Origin of the sequence: Mycobacterium sp. (genome assembly GCF_032162605.1) — a bacterium.
Taxonomy (GTDB): domain Bacteria; phylum Actinomycetota; class Actinomycetes; order Mycobacteriales; family Mycobacteriaceae; genus Mycobacterium.
In genome coordinates this window covers 1-24067 of sequence record NZ_JAVROT010000493.1, presented here as the reverse complement: position 1 = coordinate 24067, position 24067 = coordinate 1, and the positions used below count along the sequence as shown (strand labels likewise).

Genomic DNA, 24067 nt, shown 5'->3' with positions numbered 1-24067 from the left:
CGCCGTGCAGTGGCGTCGCGGTGATCGTCAGCCCGTCCGCCGTCTCCACGCAGTGCCCGCCGAGGCCGTTGATCTCCGCGGTCAGCGCTGCCAGCCGGTCGGTCTCGTGCCCGCGCAGGTGTGCGATGCCGGTGAGGTGGGACACCGACCCCCGCTCGGCCAGTGCGGCCAGCGCCGCGAACGACGGTGCCAGTTCGCCGACGTCGTGAAGGTCGGCGTCGAACCCGGCGTAGCCTTCCGAACCCGTCACTCCGAGGTGTGAATCACCCTGCTGCACAGTTGATCCCACTGTTGCCAGCAGGTCGATGATGGTGCCTGCGGGCTGGACGCTGACCCGGGGCCAGCCGGCGATGCGTACCGTGCCCGCCGTCACCACGGCGGCAGCCAGGAACGGAACCGCGTTCGAGAGATCGGGCTCGATGACCCAGCGCCGCGCCGCAACCGGTCCGGGGCGCACGTGCCAACGATTCGTCTCGCCGTGTTCGACGATGACACCCGCCTCGCGCAGCATCGACACCGTCATCGCGACGTGTGGCGCGGATGGCACGGAGTCGCCGGTGTGCACCACAGTCAGCCCCTCGTCGAACGTCGCGCCCGACAGAAGCAGGCCCGAGACGAACTGCGACGAGGACGACGCGTCGATGTGCACGGTTCCTCCGGCCACGGAACCCTCGCCGTGCACCAGGAACGGCATCGCGTCGCCGTCCAGACGGACACCAAGCCCGCGCATCCCGTCGAGCAGGGGAGCGATGGGGCGGGCCCGGGCCTGCTCGTCTCCGTCGAACGTGACGACCGCGCGGCCCAGTGCTGCGACCGGCGGGACGAACCGCAGCACGGTGCCCGCCAGGCCGCAGTCGATTCGGGCGTCGGCGGCGGGCGAGATCGCGCCGCTGACCGACAGTTCGGTACCCGAGCCCTCGAGTGACACTCCCAGTGTGCGTAGCGCGCCGATCATCAGGTCGGTGTCGCGACTGCGCAGCGCACCGCTGACGGTCGACGTGCCCTGCGGGGTGGCCAATGCGGCGAGCACCAGCGCGCGATTGGTCTGCGACTTGGAGCCCGGCACCTCGACTTCTGCGTGTACGGGCGACGTCGTCGACGGTGCCTGCCACGTTGTCATGGTGTCCATCCTGCCTTGTCGGCGACTTCTGTCACCATGGGATGCATGTGTGGGCGATTCGCGGTGACGACCGACCCGGCGCTGCTCGCCGAGAAGATCAAGGCGATCGACGAGGCCACCCCGGTCGAGAAGGATCCGCCGCAGCCGAACTTCAACGTGGCGCCGACGACGACCATCAGCTCCGTGGTCAAGAGGCATGCCGGGCCCGACGACGAGTCGACCCGCCGCGTGCGGCTGATGCGGTGGGGACTGATCCCGCCGTGGGCGAAGTCCGGCGATGACGGCGGCCCGGATACCAAGGGGCCGTTGTTGATCAACGCCCGCGCCGAGACGGTCACCACGTCGGGGGCATTTCGCAACTCCGCCAAGGGCAAGCGGTGCCTGATACCGATGGACGGCTGGTACGAGTGGCGACCCAACGGCGAGAGCAAGACGGGTCCAAAGAAATCAAGCCGGGCGGCCGCCAAGAAGCCCTTCTACATGTACGGAGCGGACGGTGAGCTGTTGTTCATGGGCGGCCTGTGGTCGACCTGGCGGCCCAAGGACGCACCCAGGGATGCGCCGCCGCTGCTCAGCTGCACCATCATCACCACCGAGTCCGCGGGTCCGCTGGCCGACATCCACGACCGCATGCCGCTGACCATCAGCGAGCGCGACTGGGACCGCTGGATGGATCCGGACGCCCCGATCGACGAGGGGCTACTGCGGGGCCACGGCGACCTCGACCGCATCGCGATCCGCGAGGTCTCCCGGCTGGTCAACAGTGTCCGCAACAACGGACCCGAACTGATCGAACCTGCCGAGCCCGAGCCCGAGCAGGCGACGCTCCTCTAACGTCGGCTGGCGCTGATCACCACGTAGGGCGTGTCGAAGCCGACCCCGTCGTCCTTGGCGGGGGGCGCAGAGCGTCCCGGTGCAGTGCGGCATCCAGCGAGGCAAATTCCCAGGTGAACATCCCGTCGTCGACTTCGACTTCGAGGTCGGCGACGGTCTGACGGCGATGGTGGCGATGCGCTCCGCCATCGATTCGTAGCGACCAGCCGCCCACAGGGACTAGCTCACTGAGCCAGCGTAGATGCGAGTGCAGGGCGGTGATGGCTCCTCCGAGCCCGGTACTTGAAATTGGCGCATGCGACAAATTAGGTAGTCGCACGCCTATCCCGCATCGCCGGCGAGTGAGGTGCTCATGTCACAGATCCCGTTGAATTCAAACGGGATACGGCGAAGTTCTTCGGGGCGACGGATACCAGCCCGTCCATCGAGGCAGCCTTCCCCCTGGTTCAGGAACTCACCAGGGGGGTGATGGCAGAACGCGTGGTGCTCACGCCCGGTGTGCTTCCCGCCGACATGCTGGCGGCAGCCTTGATGCTGACCAGCAAGGGTGGCACGTGTCTGATGACCGCCATTCCGAAACTCGAAGTGAGCATGGTCCCGCTGGTGCTGGTCGACATGATCCAGTCCTGCAAGACACTGAAGGGATTGATCTACGGCGGTATGAATCCCAGAGCGAGCATGCCGATGCTGCTGTCGATGTACCGCAACGGCAACCTCAAACTCGACAAATTGGTGACGCGTCGCTACCGGCTCGACCAGATCAACGACGCGATCACCGACATGCGCGAAGGCCGAAACATCCGCGGCATCATCGAGTTCTAAGGACCCGTGTATCCCGGGGGATTGGGCGTCTCGACCCACAGGTCCACGCCGAGCTCCGAGCCGGGCACGCAGTCGTACACCGACAGGTCGGTCACGCCCGAGTCGACCAGGACGTCCTCGCACAGCACGGCATTGCCGGTGTATTCGGTGGCCGGCTTGTTGAAGATCACGTAGGCGGCGTCGGAGTACACCTCGGGCTTGCGTGCGCGCGCCATCGCCTCGGCGCCACCCAGCAGGTTCTGCACGGCGGCGGTGGCCACCATCGTCCGTGGCCATAGCGTGTTCGACGCGATGCCGTCGGCGCGCAACTCCTCGGCCATGCCGAGCCCACAGAGCGTCATTCCGTACTTGGCCATCATGTACGCCGTCGGCTTGAGCCACTTCGATGCGAGCAGGATCGGCGGCGACAGCGTCAGAATGTGCGGGTTCTCCCGGCCCAACATGTGCGGGATGCACGCCTGCGAGACCGCGTACGTGCCGCGGACGTTGATGCCGTTCATCAGATCGAACCGCTTCAGTGGCACCTCGGTGATGGATCCGAGATTGATCGCCGAGGCGTTGTTCACGCACATGTCGATGCCACCGAATTGCGCCACCGCCTGCGCCACGGCGGATTCCACCGATTCGCCATCGCGGATGTCGCCCAGGATCGGCAGCGCCTGGCCGCCCGCATCCTCGATGTCCTTGGCCGCGGAATAGATCGTGCCCTCGAGTTTGGGATGCGGTTCGGCGGTCTTGGCGACCAGGGCGACGTTGGCGCCGTCGGCGGCGACCCGCTTGGCGATCGCCAGCCCGATACCGCGGCTGGCGCCGGAGATGAACATGGTCTTCCCTGAGAGCGACATGCGCTCACATTAGGACGCCAGGATGTCGGCAGTCACCGCCTTGGTGAGACGAATGAGATCGGCGGGTGACAGGGCCACCTCCAGGCCGCGTCTGCCCGCGCTGCACAACACGCGGTCCCAGTTCAGGGCGGAGGCGTCGATGACGGTCGGCAGCGGCTTGCGCTGGCCCAGCGGCGATATGCCGCCGAGGACGTAGCCGGTGGACCGCTCGGCGGAAGCGCGATCGGCCATCTCGGCCTTCGGCACGCCCAGCGCGGCGGCGGCGCCCTTCAGCGACAACTTGTTGGGCACCGGCAGGACTGCGACGGCCAGCCCCTTCGGCACCGAGATGACCAGTGTCTTGAATATCTGGTCGGCGGATGCGCCCACGCTCGCAGCCAGTTCTGTGACGGCTTCGTCCCCAAAGGATTCGTTTCGCGGGTCGTGCTGGTAGCGCAGCACGTCGTGCGAAACACCCGCGCTCACCAGGGCGGCGATTGCCGGGGTCGCTGCGCGGGCCATCGGGCCACGATAGCGACGGCACCCGGGGAACACCGCTCCCGCGGCCGCTGTTGAATTGCTCGAATGGCATCGAGCGACGACTGCGTCGGTCTCAGCCTCTAAGATCTAGGGAAGGTGACACCTTGGTGGCAACGGCCTGCCTAGAACGACCGGTGGATTTGCCGGTGACGTTCTTCGGTGCAGCGACAGAAGGGACGGTGTCGACTCAGATGACCGATCTCGACGGGTCAACGCCCGCCGCGGCCGCAGAGCCAGCCGTAGAGACCGACGCGGAGCTTACCGCGCGGTTCGAACGAGATGCGATTCCGTTGCTGGACCAGCTGTACGGCGGCGCGCTGCGCATGACCCGCAACCCGGCGGACGCCGAGGATCTGCTGCAAGAGACGATGGTCAAGGCGTATTCGGGGTTCCGCTCGTTCCGTGCCGGCACCAATCTCAAGGCGTGGCTGTACCGGATTCTGACCAACACGTACATCAACAGCTATCGCAAGAAGCAGCGTCAACCCGCGGAGTATCCAACCGAGGAGATCACCGACTGGCAGTTGGCGGCCAATGCCCAGCACACGTCGACGGGCCTGCGGTCTGCCGAGGTCGAGGCGATGGAGGCCCTGCCCGACACCGAGATCAAGGCTGCCCTGCAAGCACTGCCCGAGGAATTTCGGATGGCGGTGTACTACGCCGACGTCGAAGGTTTCCCGTACAAGGAGATCGCCCAAATCATGGATACCCCCATCGGGACGGTGATGTCCCGACTGCACCGCGGTCGCAAGCAGCTTCGTGAACTGCTCGCCGACGTTGCGCGGGATCGCGGCTTCATCCGAGGTGCGCGTCTCGACGAGCCCGAAGAGGTGTCCTCGTGACCGACGATTTCTCCCGCCCGCAAGAGCACACGTTCCGTCCGCCGGTCGGCTCCGTGGACCCCGATCATCCCGAGTGCGCTTCAGTGATCGCCGAGGTATGGACGCTGCTCGACGGTGAGTGCACCATCGAGACGCGGGACAAGCTGAAGCATCACCTCGAAGAATGCCCGACGTGCCTGCGGCAGTACGGGGTCGAGGAGCGGGTCAAGCGACTGATCGCGACGAAGTGCAGCGGCGACAAGGCGCCGGACTCGCTGCGGGCGCGGCTGCGCATCGAGATCAGCCGCACCACCATCATCCGTGGCGGCTAGCGCACCGACTTCGAGCCGGCGTTGGGGCGCTTGCCGTGGTTCGCCTTCGAGTGCTTGCGGTCACGCTTCTTACGGCCACGCTTGGCCATGATGGTCCTCCATTGAGTCAATTGCTTACCGAGGAGTGTCTCACGCTCGCGCCACTGCAATCCAATCCCGGTCGTGTGGTTCGATAGACCCGCAGGCACCGCGTTGTGCAGTCTCGACAGGCAACTCTAGAAGACGAGTGGGGTGAAGATGGCCGAGGATGTTCGCGCCGAGATCGTGGCCAGTGTGCTCGAGGTCGTGGTGAGCGAGGGCGATCAAATCGGCGAGGGGGACATCGTCGTACTTCTGGAGTCGATGAAGATGGAGATCCCGGTGCTCGCTGAAGTCGCCGGTACCGTGACCACGGTCAGCGTCTCCGTCGGTGACGTCATCCAGGCCGGCGATCTCATCGCCGTGATCAGCTAGGGCGCCGGCGCCCCAAGGCCGAGCCGAATCGCAGCGAATGTCGACCCTCGGTGACCTGCTCGCCGAGCACACCATGCTGCCCGGCGCTGCCGTGGACCACCTGCACGCAGTGGTGGGGGAGTGGCAACTGCTCGCCGATCTGTCCTTCGCCGACTATCTGATGTGGGTCCACCACGACGACGGTTCACTGGTGTGCGTCGCGCAGGTCCGCCCCAACACCGCTCCGACGGTGCTGCTGGCCGACGCAGTCGGGACCGTCAACACCGCAAGCGACATGCCGGTCGTCGTCGCGGCATTTCAGTCCGGGCACATCGGTCGCGAAAGTGATGCGGGACAAGAGAATTCACCCGAAGGTCAATGGCTCAACGTCGAGGCCGTCCCCGTCCGGCACGGCAATCAGGTGGTGGCCGTCCTCACGCACCAGACGGCACTGGCGGACCGCCGCAAGGCCAGCCCGTTGGAGCGCGCGTACCTCGACTGCGCGGGTGCGCTCCTGCACATGCTGTCCGAAGGCACCTTCCCCAACGTCGGCGACCTGGCGATGTCACGTTCGAGCCCGCGCGTCGGTGACGGATTCATCCGGCTCGACGGCGGTGGTGACATCAGTTTCGCAAGCCCCAACGCCATTTCGGCGTATCACCGGATGGGGCTCAACGCCGAGCTCGAGGGCCACAACCTCGTGTCGGTTACGCGTTCGCTCATCTCGGACCCGTTCGAGGCGCAGGAGCTGGCGAACCACGTGCGTGATTCGCTTGCGGGAGGGTCGAGCATGCGGATGGAAGTCGACGCCGCGGGAGCTGCGGTGCTACTGCGCACCCTGCCGCTGGTGGTCGACGGGAAGGCGGCGGGCGCGGCCATGCTGATCCGCGACGTCACCGAGGTCAAACGGCGTGATCGCGCGCTGCTGTCCAAGGACGCGACCATCCGCGAGATCCACCACCGGGTCAAGAACAATCTCCAGACGGTCGCTGCGCTGCTGCGGATGCAGGCCCGGCGGACCAACAACGCCGAGGGACGTGACGCGCTGATCGAGTCGGTTCGGCGCGTGTCGTCGATCGCCCTGGTGCACGATGCGTTGTCGATGTCGGTCGACGAAGAGGTCAACCTGGACGAAGTCGTCGACCGGATCGTCCCGATCATGAACGACGTCGCATCGGTGGGCAGACCCGTAAGGATCAACCGGGTCGGCGATCTGGGGGTGCTCGATGCCGATCGGGCCACTGCGCTGGTGATGGTCATCACCGAGCTGGTGCAGAACGCCATCGAACACGCCTACGACTCGGCGTCCGAGAACGGCAGCGTCACGATCCGGGCCGAGCGCTCGGCCCGCTGGCTCGACGTCGTGGTGCACGACGACGGCCGTGGTCTGCCAGAGGGGTTCAGCCTGGAGAAGTCGGACAGCCTCGGCCTGCAGATCGTGCGCACGCTGGTGGCTGCGGAACTGGACGGCTCGTTGGGCATGCACGCCGTGCCCACCGGGGGCACCGACGTCGTGTTGCGCGTACCCATCGGCAGGCGACCTCGGCTCGCGCAATGAATGCTCGAGCGAATTACGCACGTCACACAACATTCACGGCCCCGGTTTTCACCGAGGCCGTGAATGTTGTGAAATTCCTGCGCGCTAGACGCCGGTGCGAGCTTTCGTCCGGGCGTTGCGACGCTTGAGTGCGCGTCGTTCGTCTTCGCTCATGCCGCCCCACACGCCTGCGTCCTGGCCGGAGTCCAAAGCCCAGCTCAGGCACTCCGTCGTGACGGGGCAGCGGTTGCAAACGATCTTCGCGTCGGCAATCTGGGCGAGTGCCGGGCCACTGTTTCCCACGGGGAAGAACAGTTCCGGATCCTCGTCACGACAGACCGCCTTGTGCCGCCAATCCATAGTCTTTACTCCTATTCGTGTGCGCAGCAAGGCGCACGAACTTTTCTTCGGCTGTTAACGCGTGCACATCAAATGTTTCTGCACTGTTGCAACCGATGCTTTCACAGGCTGAACAGATGTCAATAGCGGCGAGTTAACACGTGGGCAATCTCACTGCGGGACCGGGTGATCAGTCCCCTCATTCGTTTGTACTACACTCAGACCAGTTGCGCCCTAAATCCGCGCCCATCTCAGCATGACTGCAGGTCAGACGCCTTTTGCTGGTGGCGCCACTACGCCCAGAGCGTCCGGAACCGCGCTGAACGTCATCATTTCGCGCTGACCGACGTAATCTCCGTCGATCTGACATGCCACGGGTGTGTCGGCTGTCACGCGCACCCACGGAACGTCGTCGTCGCGGATCAGATGCTTGGCCTCCAAACGGCGCTTCTTGGAGACCATCTGGCCGACCAGCCTCAGATTCGCCCACACGTTCATGCTGGTCGTCGCGAAGACGCCCAGCCCCGTCTCGAAGCTGGTCGATGGGTTCGTCCACACGGGGCGCGTGTTGGCGTAGGTCCACGGACTGGAGTTCGAGACGAACGCGAAGTGGACCCCGGAGATGGCGTCGCGGCCAGGCAACTCCAGCGTCAAGGACGGCTCCTTGCGGGCGCTGGCCAGGAGCTCGCGCGTCGCCACCCGGATGTAGCGCGACGCGGTGACCCTGCGGCCCTTCTCACGGTGCGCCTCGACGGCCGCCACGACCTCGCCGTCCACGCCCATGCCCGCGGTGAAGACCCCCCACCGCACGCCGCAGTCCATCAGTCCGATGCGGCGCCACGCCGCGCCACGTCGGTAGGCGCCGAGGAGGTCGACGAGTTGGTTGGTCGCGTCGGTGGGGTCGGGGCTGATGCCCAGTGCTCGCGCGAAGACGTTGGCGGACCCGCCCGGCACCACCCCGATCGCGGGCCCGCCGGTGGGAGGCACCTTGCCGCAATCGCCGAGTATGCCGTTGACCACCTCGTTCACCGTGCCATCGCCGCCGTGCACGATGACCACGTCGATGCCGTCGCGCGTGGCGTCCCTGGCGATCTCGATGGCATGCCCGCGGTGGTCGGTGTGGGCGACGGTCAGCTTCACACGACTCTCCAGTGCGTGCGCGAGCAGATCACGCCCCGATGGGGTGGTTGACGTGGCGTTGGGGTTCACGATCAGGACGGCACGCACGGGGCTCAACCCTAATCGGCACGGCGATCGGGCACGCGCCCGTCTACGCCCGCCGTCCACTCCCGCCGGGTGCGCTCTACCCTCGACCGTGTGATCGTGCCCTCGCCGTCGTCCATCCGCCAGGCGGCCGCAGTGGTGGCGCTGGAAGGCGTCGCGCTGGTGGTCGTGGCCGTGGTGCTGGTGGCGCGCGCGCTCGCCGGCGCCCACGAGAAGTTCATCAGCGGGTACGGCACCGCGCTCTGGTTCGTGGTCATGGGGGCCGGGGTGTTCACCGCTGGGTGGGCGTTGTGGACGGGCAGACGATGGGGCCGCGGAATCGCGGTGTTCGCGCAGCTTCTCCTGCTGCCCGTGGCCTGGTACATCGCCGTGGGCTCCCAACAGTGGGCCTATGGCGTACCCGTCGCCCTCGTTGCGTTCATCGCGCTGGCGCTGCTGTTCAGTCCGTCTGCCCTGCAGTGGTTGTCGGCTCAGGATCCCGCGGCGAGCTCCGATAACTCCTCACCCGAAACGCGGTAGGTGATCCACTCGTTCTGCGGACGGCCACCAACGGAGTCGTACAGGGCGATCGCGTTGGTGTTCCAGTCGAGCACGGCCCAGGTGAGCCGCGTGTAACCGGATCTGACGCACTCGCCGGCCAGTGTCGAGAGCAGGGCGCGGGCCAGGCCGTGGCGGCGAAACGCGGGCCTGACGAACAGATCCTCCAGATAGATGCCCGCGACGCCGTCCCAGGTGGAGAAGTTGTAGAACCACAGCGCCATGGCGGCGGGCTGGCCGTCGACCTCGACCACGTGTGCCTGCACGGTGGCCGGCTCGCCGAAAAGTGCTTGGCGCAGCTGACTTTCGGTCACGGTGCACTCGTCGAGGGCATGCTCGAACTCGGCCAGTTCGCGCACCATGGAGACCAGCACGGCCTCGTCGTCGGGTCGGGCCCTGCGGATGGTGATGGTCACGTGCTTACTCCCAGCGCGGTCAGGATCGTCCGGAACTTCGTATTCGTCTCGGCCACTTCGTCATCGGGATCGGACTCGGCGACGATTCCGCCGCCGGACCTCGCCACGGCGGTGCGGCGGTCGGCCGACAGTTCGGCGCACCGGATGGACACCACCCACGTGCCGTCGCCGTTGCCGTCGCACCAGCCGACGGCGCCCGCGTAGAAGCCACGATCACCCTCGAGGCTCCCGATGACGTCGATGGCGTCCGCGGTGGGCACTCCAGCTACTGCCGCAGTCGGGTGCAGTGCAATGGCGAGATCCAAGGCGGTGGTGGAAGAGTCGCGAAGGCGGCCGGTGATCGGGGTGCTTAGGTGCCACACCTCAGAGGTGCTGCTGAGCTCCGGTGACGATGCGATTCGAAGGTCGGAGCACAGTGGTTGCAAGGCCGTCTGCATCTGGTCGACCACCAGTTGATGTTCGTGCAGGTTCTTCGCGGAGTCCGCCAGCGCGGCGCCGTTGGCCAGGTCCACCTCGGCGTCGGTCGAGCGTGGTGCCGACCCTGCGAACGGGCGGCACGTCAACGCCTCGCCGCGGCGGGCTACCAGCAGCTCGGGGCTGGCCCCGACCAGCGCCGTGCCGGCATATCGCTCGCCCGCCGTGCTGAGGTCCACGAAATACGTTGTCGCCGAGGCATCCTGGGCCAGTCTGCGCACGATGGTGCCGACGTCGATGGCGTCGTCCGCGACGAGGCGAAGCGCCCGCGCGAGGACCACTTTGTGCAGTGCGGACGCGGGATCGCGCAGCTGCTTCAGCGCCGTGGCGATCCGGGCGCGATGAACGGCGGGCGCCGGCAGTGTCTCGGCGATGCGCACCTCTGGCATGTCCCGACGCAGCCAGTCGGGCAGCAGATTGGTGAACCCGACGCGATCGGGGCGCATCAGCGCAGTCGGAAGCGTCATGTCGAAGGGCAAGGCGCCCAAGATGATCGGCGCCTCGCCCGAGGCCAGCGCCGCCCGCGCGTCATCGAGCCGCGGGTACGCCGTGCCGATGCCATCGGCGACGACGACACCGTCGCGACCGGCCATCAGGAACGATTCGATCACGCGGGCAGGCAGGGGTTGGTATGTCCGGTGAGACCGAGGGCGGAGATCTGTCGAACGCCGTGCTCGAACCCGCAGACCGCAATCGATGCGGCCGCCATGGACACCCGGATCCCCTCGGAGATGGGCAGCTCCATCCAGCGGGTCATCACCGAACGGGAGAAATGGCCGTGTCCCACGAACACCACGTCGCGTGACTCCATGTGTGACAGCGCCAGGTCGACGGCGCGGTCGGCGCGGTCGCCGATCTCGGCAACGGTCTCGCCGTCTGGGCAGCCGTACTTCCACACCGTCCAGTCGGGAACGGCTTCGCGGATCTGGGGCGTGGTCAGGCCCTCGTAGTCGCCGTAGTCCCACTCCGCCAGCAGGGGCGTCACCTCGTCGACGGTCAGGCCTGCGAGTTCGGCGGTGACCAGCGCTCGGTGTCGGGGGCTGCTGATCACCATCGGGTCACGCAGCTGCAGGTCGGTCAGTGCCTCGGTGGCCAGGCAGGCCTGCTCGCGGCCCTCCGCGGTGAGTTCGAGATCGGTACGGCCGGTGTGCCTGCCACTCTTCGACCACTCGGTCTCGCCATGTCGCAGCAACAGAAGGCGAAAGCGTTCGACACTCACACCCGCGATTGTGCCGCATGCCCGAACTGCGGTCGCGCGTGCCAGGATGAACACGTTCGGAGGGCGAGCGAAGCGACGGGGAAGACATTCCGGGGCGAGCGAAGCGACGGGGAGATATGACGCAGGTACTAGCGGTCGCCAACCAAAAGGGTGGGGTCGCCAAGACGACGACGGTGGCGTCGTTGGGTGCGGCGATGGCTGAGGAGGGTCGACGGGTCCTCCTCGTGGACCTGGATCCTCAGGGATGTCTGACGTTCTCTCTGGGCCAGGACCCCGACAAGCTGGCGGTGTCGATTCACGAGGTGCTCCTCGGCGACGTGGAGCCCGATACGGCGCTGGTAACCACGGCGGAGGGGATGACGCTGCTGCCCGCCAACATCGACCTGGCGGGCGCCGAGGCGATGCTGCTGATGCGGGCCGGCCGTGAGTACGCGCTCAAGCGCGCCCTGGCCAAGTTGGGCGCCGGAGCCGCCCCGGCGGCGACATCGGATGAGCGTTTCGACGTCGTCATCATCGACTGCCCGCCGTCGCTCGGCGTTCTCACCCTCAATGGCCTGACCGCGGCGAGCGACGTGATCGTGCCGCTGCAGTGCGAGACCCTGGCTCACCGTGGCGTCGGGCAGTTCCTGCGAACGGTCGACGACGTCCAACAGATCACCAACGCGGATCTGAACATGCTGGGAGCGCTTCCCACGCTGTACGACTCGCGGACCACCCACAGCCGTGACGTGCTCCTCGACGTGGCCGATCGCTACGGTCTAGTGGTGCTCGCGCCACCGATCCCGCGCACGGTGCGGTTCGCCGAGGCCAGCGCGTCGGGTGCCTCAGTGCTTGCGGGACGAAAGAACAAGGGTGCCAACGCCTATCGCGAACTCGCCAACGCGCTGCTCAAGTACTGGAAGTCGGGCAAGGCGCTGCCGACGTACGCCCCGGACGTCTAGTCACTGACCGAGCGCCACCAGGGTGTCGCCGCGTTGCTCCAGCAGCGTCTTGCCCGCCAGCTGTGGCACTACCGCGGTATCGCTCGGTGGGCGCTTCACGTCGATGTGGGATTCCCCTGCGCCGGTCTGCGGGTCGAAGACGTCGTAGCCGGTGGTGACGGGGACCAGCAGCTTGCCTGCCACCAGCGTGGCCGGACCGACGGGTGCCTGGCTGCCGACCGCGCTGACGGTGAACTTGTACCTCATCCCGTTCGCCTCGAAGACCATCACGCTGTCACCGGTCCACCAGGTGATCAAATCTCCCGTGCGCGAGGCCTTGGCCTGCAGCGACGCTGGTCTCGGCAGCGCCGTACTGGCGATCGTGGTTCCGGTGTCGTCGATCACGTTGACGGCGGGGTTCGGCGACGGGAGGTACACCGCGGTCGTGGTGCCGGACACGGCGATCACCCGCGCGTCCCCATCGGCGGAAACCCCGGGCAGCTCGACGAACTTGGTGGTGGGCTGATCCTCGTCGTCCGCCGGTTTCAGGAGGGCCAGACGCAGGTCGGCCTTGCCGGGGCACGCCTCCAGCACCGACACGGCTGCCGTGCTAGCGGCTGCGGACGCCAGTCGGCACAATGGCTGAGCAGGCACGTTCGGCTTGATCCTGGCGTCGAGTGCGCCGTAGCTGATCATCCGGACCATGTCGGAGCGCCACAGCTCCAGCCTGCTGTCACCGGCTGACAGCACCGTCGCGCCGTCCGAGGACAGTGTCACCTCGGGGTCGGCGTAGGCGGTGCGGGCGTAGTGGCGGCGGCCGGTCTCGCCGTCGATGGTCGTCACCTGTCCGCAGCCACGCGAGTCCGGGTACACGGCGACGGCGTCGTCGTAGACGTAGGTGACGCCGCAGAGGTCCACGTTGCGCGCATAGCTCCACAGGATGTTTCCGGTCGCCGGATCGCGGCCGTCGACCTCGCGTCCCGCGCCGGTGACGACGGACCCAGCCGCGACGACGGGCCGGGTGGTCGCCGGGCTGGCGGTCGTCCACAGCTCGCGCAGTGACGACGGCACGTGGCGGGCCGCCTCCAGCGCGGGCACCCGGGCGGCCGCGGGCCTGCTGATGGTCGCTCGCGCGTCACTACTCCACCACACCAGTGCGACGGCGACGGCGATCACCACGACGATTGCCAACGCCGCCAGCATGTCACCCCTGGTGCGGCGTTCCGGTGGGGGGGAGCGAAGCGACCGGGGAATCTTCACCGTTTCACCATCTGGCGGCGGGTACCTCGGTTCAGCCGGCGGTCGGCGCGGATGAGGAGCTGGGACGACGACGCCTGCGGCGGCGCCGGGCGGGGCCTGCGGAGTCACCAGCGGGCGCGCCGTCGCCATCGGCGGGGGTCGGTGCGGCGGTCTGATCGGTGCCCTCGACGTGACCGGTGGCCGTCTTGCCGGCACCACGCGTGCGCTGACGGGTGCGGTCCCTGTCGCGCGGCTGCTTCTCGGTGACCTCGCGAGCCTGGCGGGGCGGTCGCTTGGACGGTTCTCTGGTGCGTGAGGCCCCACCGACGGTGCCGGTGACGTCCGTCGGGATGTCCAGCTCTTCGTAGATGTGCGGAGAGTTCGAGTAGGTCTCGGCGGGATCGGGTGTGTCGAGCCCCAGCGCCTTGTCGATCATCGTCCAGCGCGGCAGCTCGTCCCAGTCGACCAGGGTGACCGCGATACCGGTCTTGCCCGCGCGGCCGGTGCGCCCGATGCGGTGCACGTAGGCCTGCTCGTCCTCGGGAATCTGGTAGTTGATGACGTGGGTGATGTCGTCGATGTCGATGCCGCGCGCGGCGACGTCGGTGGCGACCAGCACGTCGACCTCGCCGGTGCGGAAGCCCTTGAGGGCCTTCTCGCGTGCACCCTGACCCAGGTCACCGTGCACGGCGCCGACGCTGAAGCCACGCTCGGCGAGTTCGTCGGCGACCTTCTGGGCCGTTCGCTTGGTCCTGGTGAAGATCATCGTCGCGCCACGGCCGCGGGCTTGCAGGACCCGGCTGACCATTTCCACCTTGTCCAGCGCGTGCGCGCGGTAGACGTGCTGCTTGGTGTTCTCGTGGGTCGCCGCGGAGTGCGGAGCCTCGGCGCGGATGTGCGTCGGCTGGTTCATGAAGGTGCGGGCCAGCGTGATGATCGGGTCCGGCATCGTCGCGGAGAACAGCATCGCCTGACGGTTGGTGGGGGTCTGCTTCAGGATTCGTTCGATGTCGGGCAGGAAGCCCAGGTCGAGCATCTCGTCGGCTTCGTCGAGCACCAGCACCGACAGGCCGCCGAGCTGCAGGTGGCCCTGCTGGGCGAGGTCGAGGAGCCGGCCGGGCGTGCCGACGATGACGTCGACGCCCCTCTGCAGTGCCTCGATCTGCGGCTCATAGGGACGGCCACCGTAAATGGAGGTGACCGCCAGCTTGCGGTCACCGACCTGGAGGTATTTCGCCGCGGTGGCGAGGTCGTCGTGGACCTGCAGGCAGAGCTCGCGGGTGGGCACGACGATCAGGGCGCGGGGGATCCCGGTGAGCGGCCGCGTCTCGTCGGTGACGAGACGGTGCAGCAGCGGCACGCCGAACGCGAGGGTCTTGCCCATGCCGGTGCGGGCCTGGCCGATGAGATCGTCGCCGGCCAGCGCCAGCGGCAGGGTCAGCTCCTGGATGGCGAAGGTGTGCTCGATGCCACCCTCGGCCAGTGCGCGCACGATCTCGTCGCGGACGCCGAGCTCGGCGAAGGTGGTGGTCTTCGGGGCTGCTTCGGGAGCTTCGACGATAACGTCTATGTCGGGGGTCAGGGCATCCGTGTCAGAGGTGTTGGTGAGTTCAGTCATGCGTTGCCGACGTAACCTTTCGTTTGTCAATCTCGCGGCGTCCACACGCGCACACGAGTTCGACGAAGGAACGTTGGGGGCCTCGGCTTCCTGGAAGAATCCTTGAGACTTCGAGTAAGCGGGCCGACATCGTGCGCGCACATTTCTCGGTAGTGGCGGGGTCGATCACATGCCACTGCCATCTACATGATAACTGGCGCCGTTCGCGGGGCTCTCGCCGCGCCCTTTGGCGGGCAGAAGTCCGTCTAGAGTTGGTCCATGACTCCGACGCAGCCTGCGGCCTCATCCGAGCAGACGGTGAATCCCGCGACGACGGGCGTGTCGGTCGAGCATCCGGGCGTCAACCAGCTCTTCGCCGTTCTGGCCTACGGCGAGGTGGTGGCGTTCTACCGGCTTACCGACGAAGCGCGGATGGCGCCGAACCTGGCCGGTCGGATCAACATGGCCAGCATGGCCGCGGCCGAGATGAACCACTACGAGCTGCTGCGGGATGCGCTGGCGAAGCGGGGCGTCGACATCGTGTCCGCGATGACGAAATACGCCTCCGCGCTTGAGAACTACCATCGTCTGACCATGCCGAGCACCTGGCTCGAGGCGTTGGTGAAGACCTATATCGGCGACGCGCTCGCTGCCGACTTCTACCTCGAGATCGCCGACGCACTCCCCGGTGAGGCGGCCGACGTGGTGCGCGCGGTGCTATCCGAAACGAGTCACTCGCAGTTCGTCGTCGCCGAGGTCAGGGCGGCGGTCACCGCGAGCGACAAGCAGCGTCACCGGCTGGCGCTGTGGTCGCGCCGGCTGCTGGGCGAGGCCATCACTCAGGCCCAGTACGTGCTCGCCGAGCACGACGAACTGGTCGATCTCGTCGTGTCCAGTGGTGAAGGGCTGGGCCGCCTCGCCGAGTTCTTCGAGCGGCTTCAGAACACCCACAACGCGCGGGTGCGCGAACTCGGTCTTGGCTAGGCGGGCGCTGCTACTTCGTGCAGGTGGTGATCATCGAGTTGGTCGCCTGGGCGACGATCGCTGCACCGGAGCCATCGGTGATCGAGCAGTTCAGCTGACCGGTCAAGCTGGTCGCGGTGACCGACTTCAGTTGCACCCCGGGATCCAGCGTCACGGTTCGCGACCACGGCAGCGCGACGTTGAACTCGGTCTGCAGAGCGCCCTGTGCATCGGTGTAGATCACGGTGACCAGGTCCAGGAGCTGGCGGGTGCCCGTCACCTGGTAGGTGATCGCGTTCGGTGAGGGCACTGCCGCGGCCGGCGCCGGGTCGGCGCTCGCCGTCGGGCTCGGACTCGGCGCGACCGTGGTGACGGTCTCCGGTGACAGGGGTGCCACTGGTGCGGGGGGAGGCGCTGCCGACGTCATGACGGGAGGTGCGGTCGACGTGGCGACGGGAGGGGTCGTCGCGGTGGTCGCGATGATCGTCTTGGACACCGAGCCGCTGTCTCCTCCGCCGAGGATGACCACCGTGCAGATCACGGCGATCAAGAGGATTGCTCCGGCGACTCCGGCGACCCAGATCCAGCGGCGGTCGATGGGGTCTTCGTACTCGTAGATCTCGTCGTAGCCGTCGTCGTAGTCCTCGTCGTAGTCCTCGCCCTCGTATGAGTCGTACGAGTCGTAGTCACCGACGTCGCTCTCGTGGCGGAGGTTGGTCTCGAGGTCGGTGAGTCCACCGGCCCTGGCGCCGCGGGTAGCGGTCCGTGACGTCGGTGAATTCGTTGAGTAAGGCCTGTCCATGCCGATATCCCGTTGGTCGTTTTCGTTGTCGATTCAGCGATGCTAGCGAGGCTGGTGTGACGCACGAGGTTGACGCGCGGGCCGTCAGGTCACGGTCAGGACTCGGTTGGTTCGCCGGCCGATTCGGGCGCTGACTCTTCGCTTCAAGCGAAGTCGCGCGGCCGCTGGCGCGCTCGACGCGGCCCGTCCACTAGCCTGCTCAGGAGAACCATCATCGAAGGGAAGGGTCCAGCGTGGAGGTCAAGATCGGCGTCACCGACAGTCCGCGCGAGCTGGTGCTCAGCAGCGCGCAGACACCCGTCGAGGTCGAGGAGTTGGTGACCGAGGCGCTTGGCAAGGACTCGGGCGTGCTGGCCCTCACCGATGAGAAGGGCCGTCGCTTCCTGATTCAGAACTCCAGGATCGCCTACGTCGAGATCGGCGCAGCCGACGGTCGGCGGGTGGGATTCGGCATCGGGGCCACGGCCGCGGCGACTCCCGACAAGCCCGGCTAGAAGCGGGCCAGCGGCACGTGTGACAGTCCGCCCCAGGCGAACTGCACCGTGCCGTCGACCGCGTCGTCCTTTGAGATCGGCCGGTCGGAGTTCAGCCAGTACCGCGCGCAGTCGACGCTGGTGGAGACCAACCCGACCGCGATCATCCTGGCGCGGTGGGCTTCCAGCCCGGAATCGCTGCTGATCAGCTCGAACACTGCGTCGGTGCAGGACTCGGTGGCTACCTTGACCTGCGCTGAGACCTGAGGCTCGGTCACGTAGTCGTTCTCGAAGATCAATCGGTAACCCTGGCCGTCGTGCTCGACGAAGTCGAAGAACGCCTGCACCGCTGCGCGCAGCCGCTCGCGGTTGTCCGTGGTGGTGCGCAGCGCTTGGCGCACACCCGACACCAGGTTGTCCACGTGCCGTTGCAGAACTGCCAGATAGAGCTCGAGTTTCGATGAGAAATGTTGGTAGAGAACAGGTTTGCTGACGCCTGCCCGATCCGCGATCTCGTCCATTCCCGCTGCGTGATAGCCGCGGTCGACGAAGACCTCGCTGGCGGCGATCAGGAGCTGTCCTCGTCGCTCGTCACGGGGCAGGCGGTTGCCGCGTCTATTCGCACCGGTGGAGCCGCCGGAGGAACCACTCGTCGAACCGTCTCCACTCGCCGGTTGTCCGCCCTGCCGCTGGGCGGTGTTGGCGATGTCGCTCATCAGTCCTCAATCTGGCTGCGGTGCTGTCTATCGGGTGCTGACCGGGCCGGCACGAGCCGGTCGATCCGGCGCTCCATCCGTCGACACTACTACCGCCGGTCGGGCCATTGCGTCATCTGCGGTCGGGGCGCAGGTGGCGCGCCACGGCTTGTCATCGCCCGTGCTGTGCCATTCTGGTTCGGTGACCTACGACCCGGGGCGTGGCGGGGGCGGTCGTCAGCCCGTTCTGCGCAACGAGTGGAGGGAACCCTTGCGCGCGCAGCGCGATCCGTTGGCCGAAGACGCGGGTCGGCCGCGCTCCAATCGTGACCAGCACCAGCAGTGGCGAAAACAGACGTGGCTGGGCCGGTTCGTCTCCACCTATGGCTGGCGTGCGTATGCCCTTCCCATCCTCGCGGCGATCACCGTGCTCGTCGTCTACCAGACGGTGACGGGCATGGGCGCCCCCCAACCGGTCAACGTCGAGGGACCCGCCCAGGGGCCGCCGACCATTGGCGCTGCCAGCACGGGGATCATCGGAGCCCCGCCCAAGGGCATGACGCAGTTCGACGCCAACCTGCCGACCGGCATCCTGCCCGACGGCGGCCCGTTCACCGAGGTTGGCGCCAAGACCTGGCACATCGTGCCCGGCACCTCGCCCAAGGTCGGCCAGGGCACGACGAAGTCCTTCACCTACACCGTGGAGGTCGAGGACGGCATCGACACCACGGCCATCGGCGGTGACGAGGCATTCGCGCAGATGGTCAGCGAAACCCTGACGAACCCGAAGAGCTGGACCCACAACCCGCAGATCGCCTTCACCCGCATCGACGAGGCCTCCCAGGGCCACCCTGACTTCCGCGTCTCGCTGTCATCACCCATGACGGTGCGCGAGGGATGTGGCTATGACATCCCGCTCGAGGCGTCCTGCTACAACCCTGCGTATTCGAACGACCAGTCCAGGGTGTTCGTCAACGAGGCCCGCTGGGTGCGTGGCGCGGTGCCGTTCCAGGGGGACATCGGCTCGTACCGCCAGTACGTCGTCAACCACGAGGTCGGGCACGCGATCGGATATCAGAAACACGAGCCGTGCGCCGAGGACGGGGCGCTGGCGCCGGTGATGATGCAGCAGACGTTCTCGACCAACAACGACGACGACGCCAGGTTCGACCCGGAATCGGTGCAGGCCGACGGCAAGACGTGCCGCTTCAACCCGTGGCCGTATCCCATCGCCTGACCATTCGCCTTCTTCCGCGACTGTGCGCGTTGGTACGCGACACGCCGATCGGCCATGGCAGACCGTGCACGCTCGCGCTCGACGTACCACCTGCGGGAAGTGAACCTTCAGGATTGCCGTTGAATGGGTATGCCTGGTGTGATCGTCACTGGCCCAAGACTTCGATTCGAGGAGCGACCCGGTGTCAACATCGCTACCGCCGCTGGTTGAGCCCGCAGCAGGGCTCACGCGTGAAGAGGTTTCGCGCTACAGCCGCCATCTGATCATTCCGGACCTCGGCGTCGACGGTCAGAAGCGGCTCAAGAACGCCCGGGTGCTGGTCATCGGCGCGGGAGGGCTCGGCTCGCCGGCACTGCTGTACCTCGCCGCCGCAGGCGTGGGCACCATCGGCATCGTGGAGTTCGACGTCGTCGACGAATCCAACCTGCAGCGTCAGATCATCCACGGCCAATCCGACATCGGGCGCTCAAAGGCACAGAGCGCGAGGGACTCGATCAAGGAGATAAACCCGCTCGTAAAGGTGCGACTGCACGAAGTGCGGCTGGAGCCGGACAACGCCATCGATCTGTTCAGCCAGTACGACCTGATCCTGGACGGCACCGACAACTTCGCGACGCGGTACCTGGTCAACGACGCCGCGGTCCTGGCGGGCAAGCCCTACGTCTGGGGTTCGATCTACCGCTTCGAGGGACAGGTGTCGGTGTTCTGGGAGGACGCCCCCAACGGTCTGGGCCTGAACTACCGCGACCTGTATCCCGAACCGCCGCCACCGGGAATGGTGCCGTCCTGCGCCGAGGGCGGCGTGCTCGGCGTTCTGTGTGCCTCCATCGCTTCGGTCATGGGTACCGAGGCGATCAAGCTGCTGACCGGTATCGGCGAGCCGCTGCTCGGCCGGCTGATGGTCTACGACGCGCTCGACATGACCTACCGCACCATCAAGATCCGCAAGGACCCAGAGACGCCGAAGATCACCGAGCTGATCGACTACGAGGCGTTCTGCGGCGTCGTGTCGGAAGCGGCGACCGAGGCTGCCGCGGACTCGACCGTCACGCCGCGCGAGCTGCGCGAGATGCTGGATTCGGGCCGCAAGGTCGCGCTGATCGACGTGCGCGAGCCCGTCGAGTGGGACATCAACCACATCGACGGGGCCGAGTTGATCCCCAAGTCGGCTCTCGAGGCAGGCGACGGCTTGGCGAAACTGCCGCACGACCGGACGCCGGTGCTGTATTGCAAGACCGGGGTCCGTTCCGCCGAGGCGCTGGCCGCGGTGAAGAAGGCAGGGTTCTCCGATGCGCTACACCTGCAGGGCGGCATCGTGGCGTGGGCGCGACAACTCGAGCCCGACATGGTGATGTACTGACGGCTCGTTAGCCTGGCAACGCCTTAGGCTGTGCCCGTGAGTGCCGACATGCCGCCTGATCACGTGCTGGCGGCGTTCGGCCTGACGGGCGTGCGGCCCGTCCCCCTCGGCTCCGGCTGGGAGGGCGGCTGGCGCTGTGGCGAGGTCGTGCTGTCGATGGTCGCCGAGAATGCCAGGGCCGGGTGGTCCGCGAAAGTCCGCGAGACGTTGTTCGTCGACGGGGTCCGGCTGGCGAGGCCGGTCCGTTCGACCGACGGGCGCTACGTCGTCGCGGGGTGGCGCGCGGACACCTTCGTAACGGGGACACCGGAGCCGCGCCACGACGAGGTCGTCTCCGCCGCCGTGCGACTGCACGAGGCCACGGCCAAGCTGGAGCGACCGCGATTCCTGACCCAACCGCCCGGTGCGCCGTGGTCCGACGTGGACGTGTTCATCGCCGCGGACCGCGCAGCGTGGGAGGACCGGCCGCTGCACACGTTGCCACCGGGTGCGATGGTTGCTCCCGGGGGGGCCGACGGTCAGCGCTCGGTCGAACTGATCTCTCAATTGGCTATGCTTCGCCGCCCGACGCGCAGTCCTACCCAACTCGTACACGGTGACCTGTACGGCACGGTGCTGTTCGCGGGCACCGCGGCCCCCGGCATCACCGACATCACCCCGTACTGGCGGCCCGCGTCGTGGGCGGCGGGTGTGGTCGTGGTCGACGCGCTGGCGTGGGGCGAGGCGGACGACGGTCTCGTCGAACGATGGGCGCCGCTGCCCGAGTGGCCCCAGATGTTGTTGCGCGCGTTGATATTCCGATTGGCAGTACACGCGCTGCATCCGCGCTCGACGGCGGCCGCGTTCCCCGGCCTGGCCCGCACGGCCGCGCTGGTGCGGCTGATCCTCTAGAACTCGTGCCTGACCTCGCGCAGCGGCACGCGGCCGTCCTTCGCGAGCACGCCCTCCGTGCGAAGTAGTTCCAGCTGCCGGGTGGTGAGGTGGTGGGCAGGCCTGCCCGACGCCGAGATGACCCGGTGCCACGGCAGGTCCGAGGAATCGGTCCGCATGATCCACCCGACGATGCGGGGACTGGAAAGCGCTGCGGCCGCCGCGATGTCGCCGTAGGTCGACACCCTGCCCGCCGGTATCGAGGCGACCAACGCGCGCACGGTCTCCACCTGGTCGTCGGTGATGGCGGCCATCGTCAGCTCACGTGGTCTCGGACCAGTGCCGCGGTTTCCGCGGGCATGGCGAGGGGAACCATGTGGTTGCAATCCCATTCGTGCAGCGTGAAATCCGCACCAAGGGCGGCATCGAGGGCGACGGTCAGCTCGTCCGTGACATAGGGCGGCTGCGTGAGCTTGGCGCGGACGAGGGTCGTCGGCGTGCCGTCGCGCGGCGTGAGGGCCGGCCGGGTCAACTCGCTCCAGTACGCCATGGCGGCAGGCAGGCTGATACGCCATCCGACGCGCCCGTTCGGTAGGTCGACGAGGTGCTCGTCGAGTTCGCGATCGAGGTCCCGTTCGTCCACCTCGACCCACGATCCGTCCAACTTGTCGGCCCGGGCCTCGGCGCGGTCGGTGTAGTCGGGGGAGCCGAACATGTCGTCGGCGATCTGGCGCATCCACCCGCCGTCGAGACCCACCGCGGGATCGAGAAGCACCAACCCGGACACCAGATCCGGCCGCGTTGCAGCCAGATTCAGGGCGACAGCTCCTCCGAACGAGTGGCCCACCACGACCACCGGACCCCCTGCCTCGGCGTCGACCAGGGCGCCGAGGGCGGTGACGTTTGCCTCGATCGTCCACGGAGCGTCCCACGAAGACCGGCCGTGGCCGAGCAGGTCGGGGGCCAGCATGCTCACCTCGGGAAGGTGGGTGGTGGCCAGCGACTCCCACCGCCTGCCGTAACCCGTCAGGCCGTGGATGAGGAGTGCCCGAGGGGGTTCAGCGGGGCCGAAGCGGTACGTGTGCAGCGGAGAGGTCACGTCGTCGATGCTGCCACGACCCCGTCCGCCACCACATTCCCCGGTCGCTTCGCTCTCCCCCGCAAGCGGGGGGACCCCCAGCACCGCGATCTTGTCGTACCCCCGTGGTGTCATTCGTTCATGCCCGCGCCACGCACTGCATTGTCGCCCGCCGTGCTGACCGAACCCGGTGTGCGTGGCACCGTGCGCGTGCTCGGCGGGCCGGGTACCGGGAAGAGCTCGCTGCTCGTCGAGACGGCGGCCGCACGCATCGCCGACGGTGCCGATCCGGAATCCGTTCTGCTGCTGACGGGTTCGGCCAGGCTCGGCGCGCACGCCCGTGCCGCGGTCACCGCAGCGCTGTTGGGTGACTCCGGACGCTCCGCGGTACGCGAGCCGATGGTGCGCACCGTCCACTCGTATGCGTTCGCGGTGCTGCGGTTGGCGGCCCAGCGCAACGGTGATCCGCCGCCACGGCTGGTCACCAGCGCCGAGCAGGACGGCATCATCCGCGAGCTGCTCGCGGGTGATCTCGAGGACGGAGCCGATGCCTCGGTGGCCTGGCCCCGGCATCTGTTGCCTGCCCTCGGCACAGTCGGGTTCGCCAACGAGCTGCGAGACCTCCTGGCCCGCTGCACCGAACGGGGGGTGGAACCCGCTGCGCTGCAACGTGTCGGCAGGGCCGCAGGCCGTCCGGAGTGGGTGGCCGCCGGTCGGTTCGCGCAGGTGTACGAACAGGTGATGCTGCTGCGCTCCGCGGTCGGCATGGCAGCTCCGCAGGCGACGGTCCCCGCACTGGGCGCGGCCGAACTCGTCGGCGCGGCCCTGGAGGCGTTCGCCGCCAACCCCGAGCTGCTGGCTGCCGAGCGAGGCAGAATCCGTCTGTTACTCGTCGACGATGCGCAGAACCTCGATCCCCAGGCGGCCCTTCTGGTCCGCGTGCTGGCGGCCGGTGCCGAGCTCGCAATGATCACGGGCGATCCGAATCAGTCGGTGTTCGGCTACCGCGGCGCCGACCCCGCGCTGCTAGGCGCCGGTGAGCATCCCGCCATCGTGCTCTCCGATTCGCACCGATGTGCATCAGCCATAGCACGAGCCGTTTCGGGTATCGCGGCCAGGCTGCCCGGCGTCGACGACGCCAGGCACCTCACCGCGGCCGACGACCGGCCGGGGTCATTGGCAGTGCGGATCGCCGCAACGGAGCGTGCGGAATCCGCGGTGATCGCCGACGCCCTGCGCCGGGCGCATCTGGTCGACGGCGTGCCGTGGTCCGAGATGGCGGTCATCGTGAGGTCGGTACCGCGTGCCGGAGCGGCACTGGCGCGCGCACTGACGGCGGCGGGCGTCCCCGTCGAGCAGCAG

28 protein-coding genes and 1 pseudogene are annotated in these 24067 nt (G+C 67.4%); 14 read left to right on the top strand and 15 right to left on the bottom strand.

The features are described from left to right. Positions 1 to 1129: 3-phosphoshikimate 1-carboxyvinyltransferase (locus QOI01_RS27510; RefSeq protein ID WP_526386322.1), on the bottom strand; the 1129-nt coding region annotated here is incomplete at its 3' end. A gap of 36 nt (positions 1130 to 1165) precedes the next feature. On the opposite strand from QOI01_RS27510, the gene QOI01_RS27505 reads away from it, so the two are divergent. Both QOI01_RS27505 and QOI01_RS27500 read left to right on the top strand, forming a co-directional pair. Beyond that, complete coding sequence (locus tag QOI01_RS27505; protein ID WP_526386321.1) at positions 1166 to 1954, top strand: SOS response-associated peptidase; 789 nt, start codon at positions 1166 to 1168, stop codon at positions 1952 to 1954. Between the two features lie 360 nt (positions 1955 to 2314). Further along, a pseudogene (locus QOI01_RS27500) lies at positions 2315 to 2776 on the top strand (MDR/zinc-dependent alcohol dehydrogenase-like family protein); the annotation flags it as partial. Here QOI01_RS27500 and QOI01_RS27495 read toward each other — a convergent pair. Next, positions 2773 to 3621: an SDR family oxidoreductase gene (locus QOI01_RS27495; protein ID WP_526386320.1), complete on the bottom strand. Its 849-nt coding sequence runs from the start codon at positions 3619 to 3621 to the stop codon at positions 2773 to 2775. The pseudogene QOI01_RS27500 and the gene QOI01_RS27495 overlap by 4 nt on opposite strands. A gap of 9 nt (positions 3622 to 3630) precedes the next feature. Further along, positions 3631 to 4122 (bottom strand): aminoacyl-tRNA deacylase, encoded by a 492-nt coding sequence (locus QOI01_RS27490; protein ID WP_526386319.1) that lies wholly within the window; start codon positions 4120 to 4122, stop codon positions 3631 to 3633. Between the two features lie 209 nt (positions 4123 to 4331). On the opposite strand from QOI01_RS27490, the gene QOI01_RS27485 reads away from it, so the two are divergent. Together QOI01_RS27485 and rsrA are read left to right on the top strand one after the other, a co-directional pair. Further along, positions 4332 to 4982, top strand: a complete 651-nt coding sequence (locus QOI01_RS27485) for a sigma-70 family RNA polymerase sigma factor (RefSeq protein ID WP_526386325.1) — start codon at positions 4332 to 4334, stop codon at positions 4980 to 4982. Beyond that, positions 4979 to 5293 (top strand): mycothiol system anti-sigma-R factor, encoded by a 315-nt coding sequence (gene rsrA, locus QOI01_RS27480; protein WP_526386318.1) that lies wholly within the window; start codon positions 4979 to 4981, stop codon positions 5291 to 5293. The genes QOI01_RS27485 and rsrA overlap by 4 nt, the downstream gene beginning before the upstream one ends. Here the strand turns inward: rsrA and QOI01_RS27475 are convergent. Then, entirely contained in the window at positions 5290 to 5382 is a 93-nt protein-coding gene (locus QOI01_RS27475) for a 50S ribosomal protein bL37 (RefSeq protein ID WP_003882799.1), read from the bottom strand. The genes rsrA and QOI01_RS27475 overlap by 4 nt on opposite strands. 148 nt (positions 5383 to 5530) lie before the next feature. On the opposite strand from QOI01_RS27475, the gene QOI01_RS27470 reads away from it, so the two are divergent. Together QOI01_RS27470 and pdtaS are read left to right on the top strand one after the other, a co-directional pair. Continuing rightward, complete coding sequence (locus QOI01_RS27470; RefSeq protein WP_526386317.1) at positions 5531 to 5746, top strand: biotin/lipoyl-binding carrier protein; 216 nt, start codon at positions 5531 to 5533, stop codon at positions 5744 to 5746. A 37-nt stretch (positions 5747 to 5783) separates the two neighbouring features. Continuing rightward, positions 5784 to 7283, top strand: coding sequence for a two-component system sensor histidine kinase PdtaS (gene pdtaS, locus QOI01_RS27465; RefSeq protein WP_526386316.1), 1500 nt, complete (start codon positions 5784 to 5786; stop codon positions 7281 to 7283). A gap of 84 nt (positions 7284 to 7367) precedes the next feature. Here pdtaS and whiB1 read toward each other — a convergent pair whose 3' ends face one another. Both whiB1 and QOI01_RS27455 read right to left on the bottom strand, forming a co-directional pair. After that, entirely contained in the window at positions 7368 to 7622 is a 255-nt protein-coding gene (gene whiB1 / locus QOI01_RS27460) for a transcriptional regulator WhiB1 (RefSeq protein WP_526386315.1), read from the bottom strand. Between the two features lie 246 nt (positions 7623 to 7868). Next, positions 7869 to 8828, bottom strand: coding sequence for a diacylglycerol/lipid kinase family protein (locus QOI01_RS27455; protein ID WP_526386314.1), 960 nt, complete (start codon positions 8826 to 8828; stop codon positions 7869 to 7871). 90 nt (positions 8829 to 8918) lie between these two features. Here QOI01_RS27455 and QOI01_RS27450 point away from each other — a divergent pair, with 90 nt between their 5' ends. Further along, positions 8919 to 9344, top strand: coding sequence for a hypothetical protein (locus QOI01_RS27450; protein ID WP_526386313.1), 426 nt, complete (start codon positions 8919 to 8921; stop codon positions 9342 to 9344). On the opposite strand, the gene QOI01_RS27445 is transcribed toward QOI01_RS27450, so the two are convergent. The 3 genes from QOI01_RS27445 to QOI01_RS27435 are packed head-to-tail and all read right to left on the bottom strand — an operon-like array spanning position 9296 to position 11471. Beyond that, the gene (locus tag QOI01_RS27445; RefSeq protein ID WP_526386312.1) at positions 9296 to 9778 is read right to left on the bottom strand and encodes a GNAT family N-acetyltransferase; all 483 of its coding nucleotides are present in this window, start codon (positions 9776 to 9778) and stop codon (positions 9296 to 9298) included. The two genes, QOI01_RS27450 and QOI01_RS27445, sit on opposite strands and share 49 nt — an antisense overlap. Then, entirely contained in the window at positions 9775 to 10845 is a 1071-nt protein-coding gene (locus tag QOI01_RS27440; RefSeq protein ID WP_526386324.1) for an isochorismate synthase, read from the bottom strand. The genes QOI01_RS27445 and QOI01_RS27440 overlap by 4 nt, the downstream gene beginning before the upstream one ends. A gap of 14 nt (positions 10846 to 10859) precedes the next feature. Beyond that, positions 10860 to 11471, bottom strand: coding sequence for an acid phosphatase (locus tag QOI01_RS27435; protein ID WP_526386311.1), 612 nt, complete (start codon positions 11469 to 11471; stop codon positions 10860 to 10862). A gap of 116 nt (positions 11472 to 11587) precedes the next feature. Here QOI01_RS27435 and QOI01_RS27430 point away from each other — a divergent pair, with 116 nt between their 5' ends. Next, positions 11588 to 12412 carry a ParA family protein gene (locus QOI01_RS27430; protein WP_526386310.1) on the top strand — a complete coding sequence of 275 codons (825 nt, stop codon included), beginning with the start codon at positions 11588 to 11590 and terminating at the stop codon, positions 12410 to 12412. Here QOI01_RS27430 and QOI01_RS27425 read toward each other — a convergent pair whose 3' ends face one another. Beyond that, positions 12413 to 13651 carry an Rv3212 family protein gene (locus tag QOI01_RS27425; protein WP_526386309.1) on the bottom strand — a complete coding sequence of 413 codons (1239 nt, stop codon included), beginning with the start codon at positions 13649 to 13651 and terminating at the stop codon, positions 12413 to 12415. A gap of 31 nt (positions 13652 to 13682) precedes the next feature. Beyond that, positions 13683 to 15248 carry a DEAD/DEAH box helicase gene (locus QOI01_RS27420; RefSeq protein WP_526386308.1) on the bottom strand — a complete coding sequence of 522 codons (1566 nt, stop codon included), beginning with the start codon at positions 15246 to 15248 and terminating at the stop codon, positions 13683 to 13685. A 258-nt stretch (positions 15249 to 15506) separates the two neighbouring features. On the opposite strand from QOI01_RS27420, the gene QOI01_RS27415 reads away from it, so the two are divergent. Then, positions 15507 to 16211, top strand: a complete 705-nt coding sequence (locus QOI01_RS27415) for a ferritin-like fold-containing protein (protein WP_526386307.1) — start codon at positions 15507 to 15509, stop codon at positions 16209 to 16211. A 10-nt stretch (positions 16212 to 16221) separates the two neighbouring features. Here the strand turns inward: QOI01_RS27415 and QOI01_RS27410 are convergent, their stop codons facing one another. Then, the gene (locus tag QOI01_RS27410; RefSeq protein WP_526386306.1) at positions 16222 to 16992 is read right to left on the bottom strand and encodes a hypothetical protein; all 771 of its coding nucleotides are present in this window, start codon (positions 16990 to 16992) and stop codon (positions 16222 to 16224) included. Positions 16993 to 17225: 233 nt separating this feature from the next. On the opposite strand from QOI01_RS27410, the gene QOI01_RS27405 reads away from it, so the two are divergent. After that, entirely contained in the window at positions 17226 to 17486 is a 261-nt protein-coding gene (locus QOI01_RS27405) for a DUF3107 family protein (protein ID WP_526386305.1), read from the top strand. On the opposite strand, the gene fasR is transcribed toward QOI01_RS27405, so the two are convergent. Beyond that, positions 17483 to 18181: an HTH-type transcriptional activator FasR gene (gene fasR / locus QOI01_RS27400; RefSeq protein WP_526386304.1), complete on the bottom strand. Its 699-nt coding sequence runs from the start codon at positions 18179 to 18181 to the stop codon at positions 17483 to 17485. The genes QOI01_RS27405 and fasR overlap by 4 nt on opposite strands. Before the next feature lie 181 nt (positions 18182 to 18362). Here fasR and QOI01_RS27395 point away from each other — a divergent pair, with 181 nt between their 5' ends. The 3 genes from QOI01_RS27395 to QOI01_RS27385 all read left to right on the top strand — a co-directional run bounded on the left by QOI01_RS27395 (position 18363) and on the right by QOI01_RS27385 (position 21648). Next, the gene (locus QOI01_RS27395; RefSeq protein ID WP_526386303.1) at positions 18363 to 19397 is read left to right on the top strand and encodes a DUF3152 domain-containing protein; all 1035 of its coding nucleotides are present in this window, start codon (positions 18363 to 18365) and stop codon (positions 19395 to 19397) included. A gap of 181 nt (positions 19398 to 19578) precedes the next feature. Next, entirely contained in the window at positions 19579 to 20757 is a 1179-nt protein-coding gene (gene moeZ / locus QOI01_RS27390; protein ID WP_526386302.1) for an adenylyltransferase/sulfurtransferase MoeZ, read from the top strand. A gap of 36 nt (positions 20758 to 20793) precedes the next feature. Next, a complete protein-coding gene (locus tag QOI01_RS27385; RefSeq protein ID WP_526386301.1) occupies positions 20794 to 21648 on the top strand; it encodes a TIGR02569 family protein in 855 nt (284 codons plus the stop codon). On the opposite strand, the gene QOI01_RS27380 is transcribed toward QOI01_RS27385, so the two are convergent. Next, a complete protein-coding gene (locus tag QOI01_RS27380) occupies positions 21645 to 21941 on the bottom strand; it encodes an MGMT family protein (RefSeq protein WP_526386300.1) in 297 nt (98 codons plus the stop codon). The genes QOI01_RS27385 and QOI01_RS27380 overlap by 4 nt on opposite strands. A 2-nt stretch (positions 21942 to 21943) precedes the next feature. Continuing rightward, positions 21944 to 22726, bottom strand: coding sequence for an alpha/beta fold hydrolase (locus QOI01_RS27375; protein ID WP_526386323.1), 783 nt, complete (start codon positions 22724 to 22726; stop codon positions 21944 to 21946). Between the two features lie 120 nt (positions 22727 to 22846). Between QOI01_RS27375 and QOI01_RS27370 the strand changes: the two genes are divergently transcribed. Then, the coding region (locus tag QOI01_RS27370) for a UvrD-helicase domain-containing protein (RefSeq protein ID WP_526386299.1) at positions 22847 to 24067 on the top strand (1221 nt) is incomplete at its 3' end.

Excerpts from the sequence above, each read along its gene's own strand:
- QOI01_RS27505 (WP_526386321.1), top strand. The coding sequence starts at position 1,166 with ATGTGTGGGCGATTCGCGGTGACGACCGACCCGGCGCTGCTCGCCGAG.
- QOI01_RS27495 (WP_526386320.1), bottom strand. The coding sequence starts at position 3,621 with ATGTCGCTCTCAGGGAAGACCATGTTCATCTCCGGCGCCAGCCGCGGT.
- QOI01_RS27490 (WP_526386319.1), bottom strand. The coding sequence starts at position 4,122 with ATGGCCCGCGCAGCGACCCCGGCAATCGCCGCCCTGGTGAGCGCGGGT.
- QOI01_RS27485 (WP_526386325.1), top strand. The coding sequence starts at position 4,332 with ATGACCGATCTCGACGGGTCAACGCCCGCCGCGGCCGCAGAGCCAGCC.
- QOI01_RS27475 (WP_003882799.1), bottom strand. The coding sequence starts at position 5,382 with ATGGCCAAGCGTGGCCGTAAGAAGCGTGACCGCAAGCACTCGAAGGCG.
- QOI01_RS27470 (WP_526386317.1), top strand. The coding sequence starts at position 5,531 with ATGGCCGAGGATGTTCGCGCCGAGATCGTGGCCAGTGTGCTCGAGGTC.
- pdtaS (WP_526386316.1), top strand. The coding sequence starts at position 5,784 with ATGTCGACCCTCGGTGACCTGCTCGCCGAGCACACCATGCTGCCCGGC.
- whiB1 (WP_526386315.1), bottom strand. The coding sequence starts at position 7,622 with ATGGATTGGCGGCACAAGGCGGTCTGTCGTGACGAGGATCCGGAACTG.
- QOI01_RS27440 (WP_526386324.1), bottom strand. The coding sequence starts at position 10,845 with ATGGCCGGTCGCGACGGTGTCGTCGTCGCCGATGGCATCGGCACGGCG.
- QOI01_RS27430 (WP_526386310.1), top strand. The coding sequence starts at position 11,588 with ATGACGCAGGTACTAGCGGTCGCCAACCAAAAGGGTGGGGTCGCCAAG.
- QOI01_RS27420 (WP_526386308.1), bottom strand. The coding sequence starts at position 15,248 with ATGACTGAACTCACCAACACCTCTGACACGGATGCCCTGACCCCCGAC.
- QOI01_RS27415 (WP_526386307.1), top strand. The coding sequence starts at position 15,507 with ATGACTCCGACGCAGCCTGCGGCCTCATCCGAGCAGACGGTGAATCCC.
- QOI01_RS27410 (WP_526386306.1), bottom strand. The coding sequence starts at position 16,992 with ATGGACAGGCCTTACTCAACGAATTCACCGACGTCACGGACCGCTACC.
- fasR (WP_526386304.1), bottom strand. The coding sequence starts at position 18,181 with ATGAGCGACATCGCCAACACCGCCCAGCGGCAGGGCGGACAACCGGCG.
- QOI01_RS27380 (WP_526386300.1), bottom strand. The coding sequence starts at position 21,941 with ATGGCCGCCATCACCGACGACCAGGTGGAGACCGTGCGCGCGTTGGTC.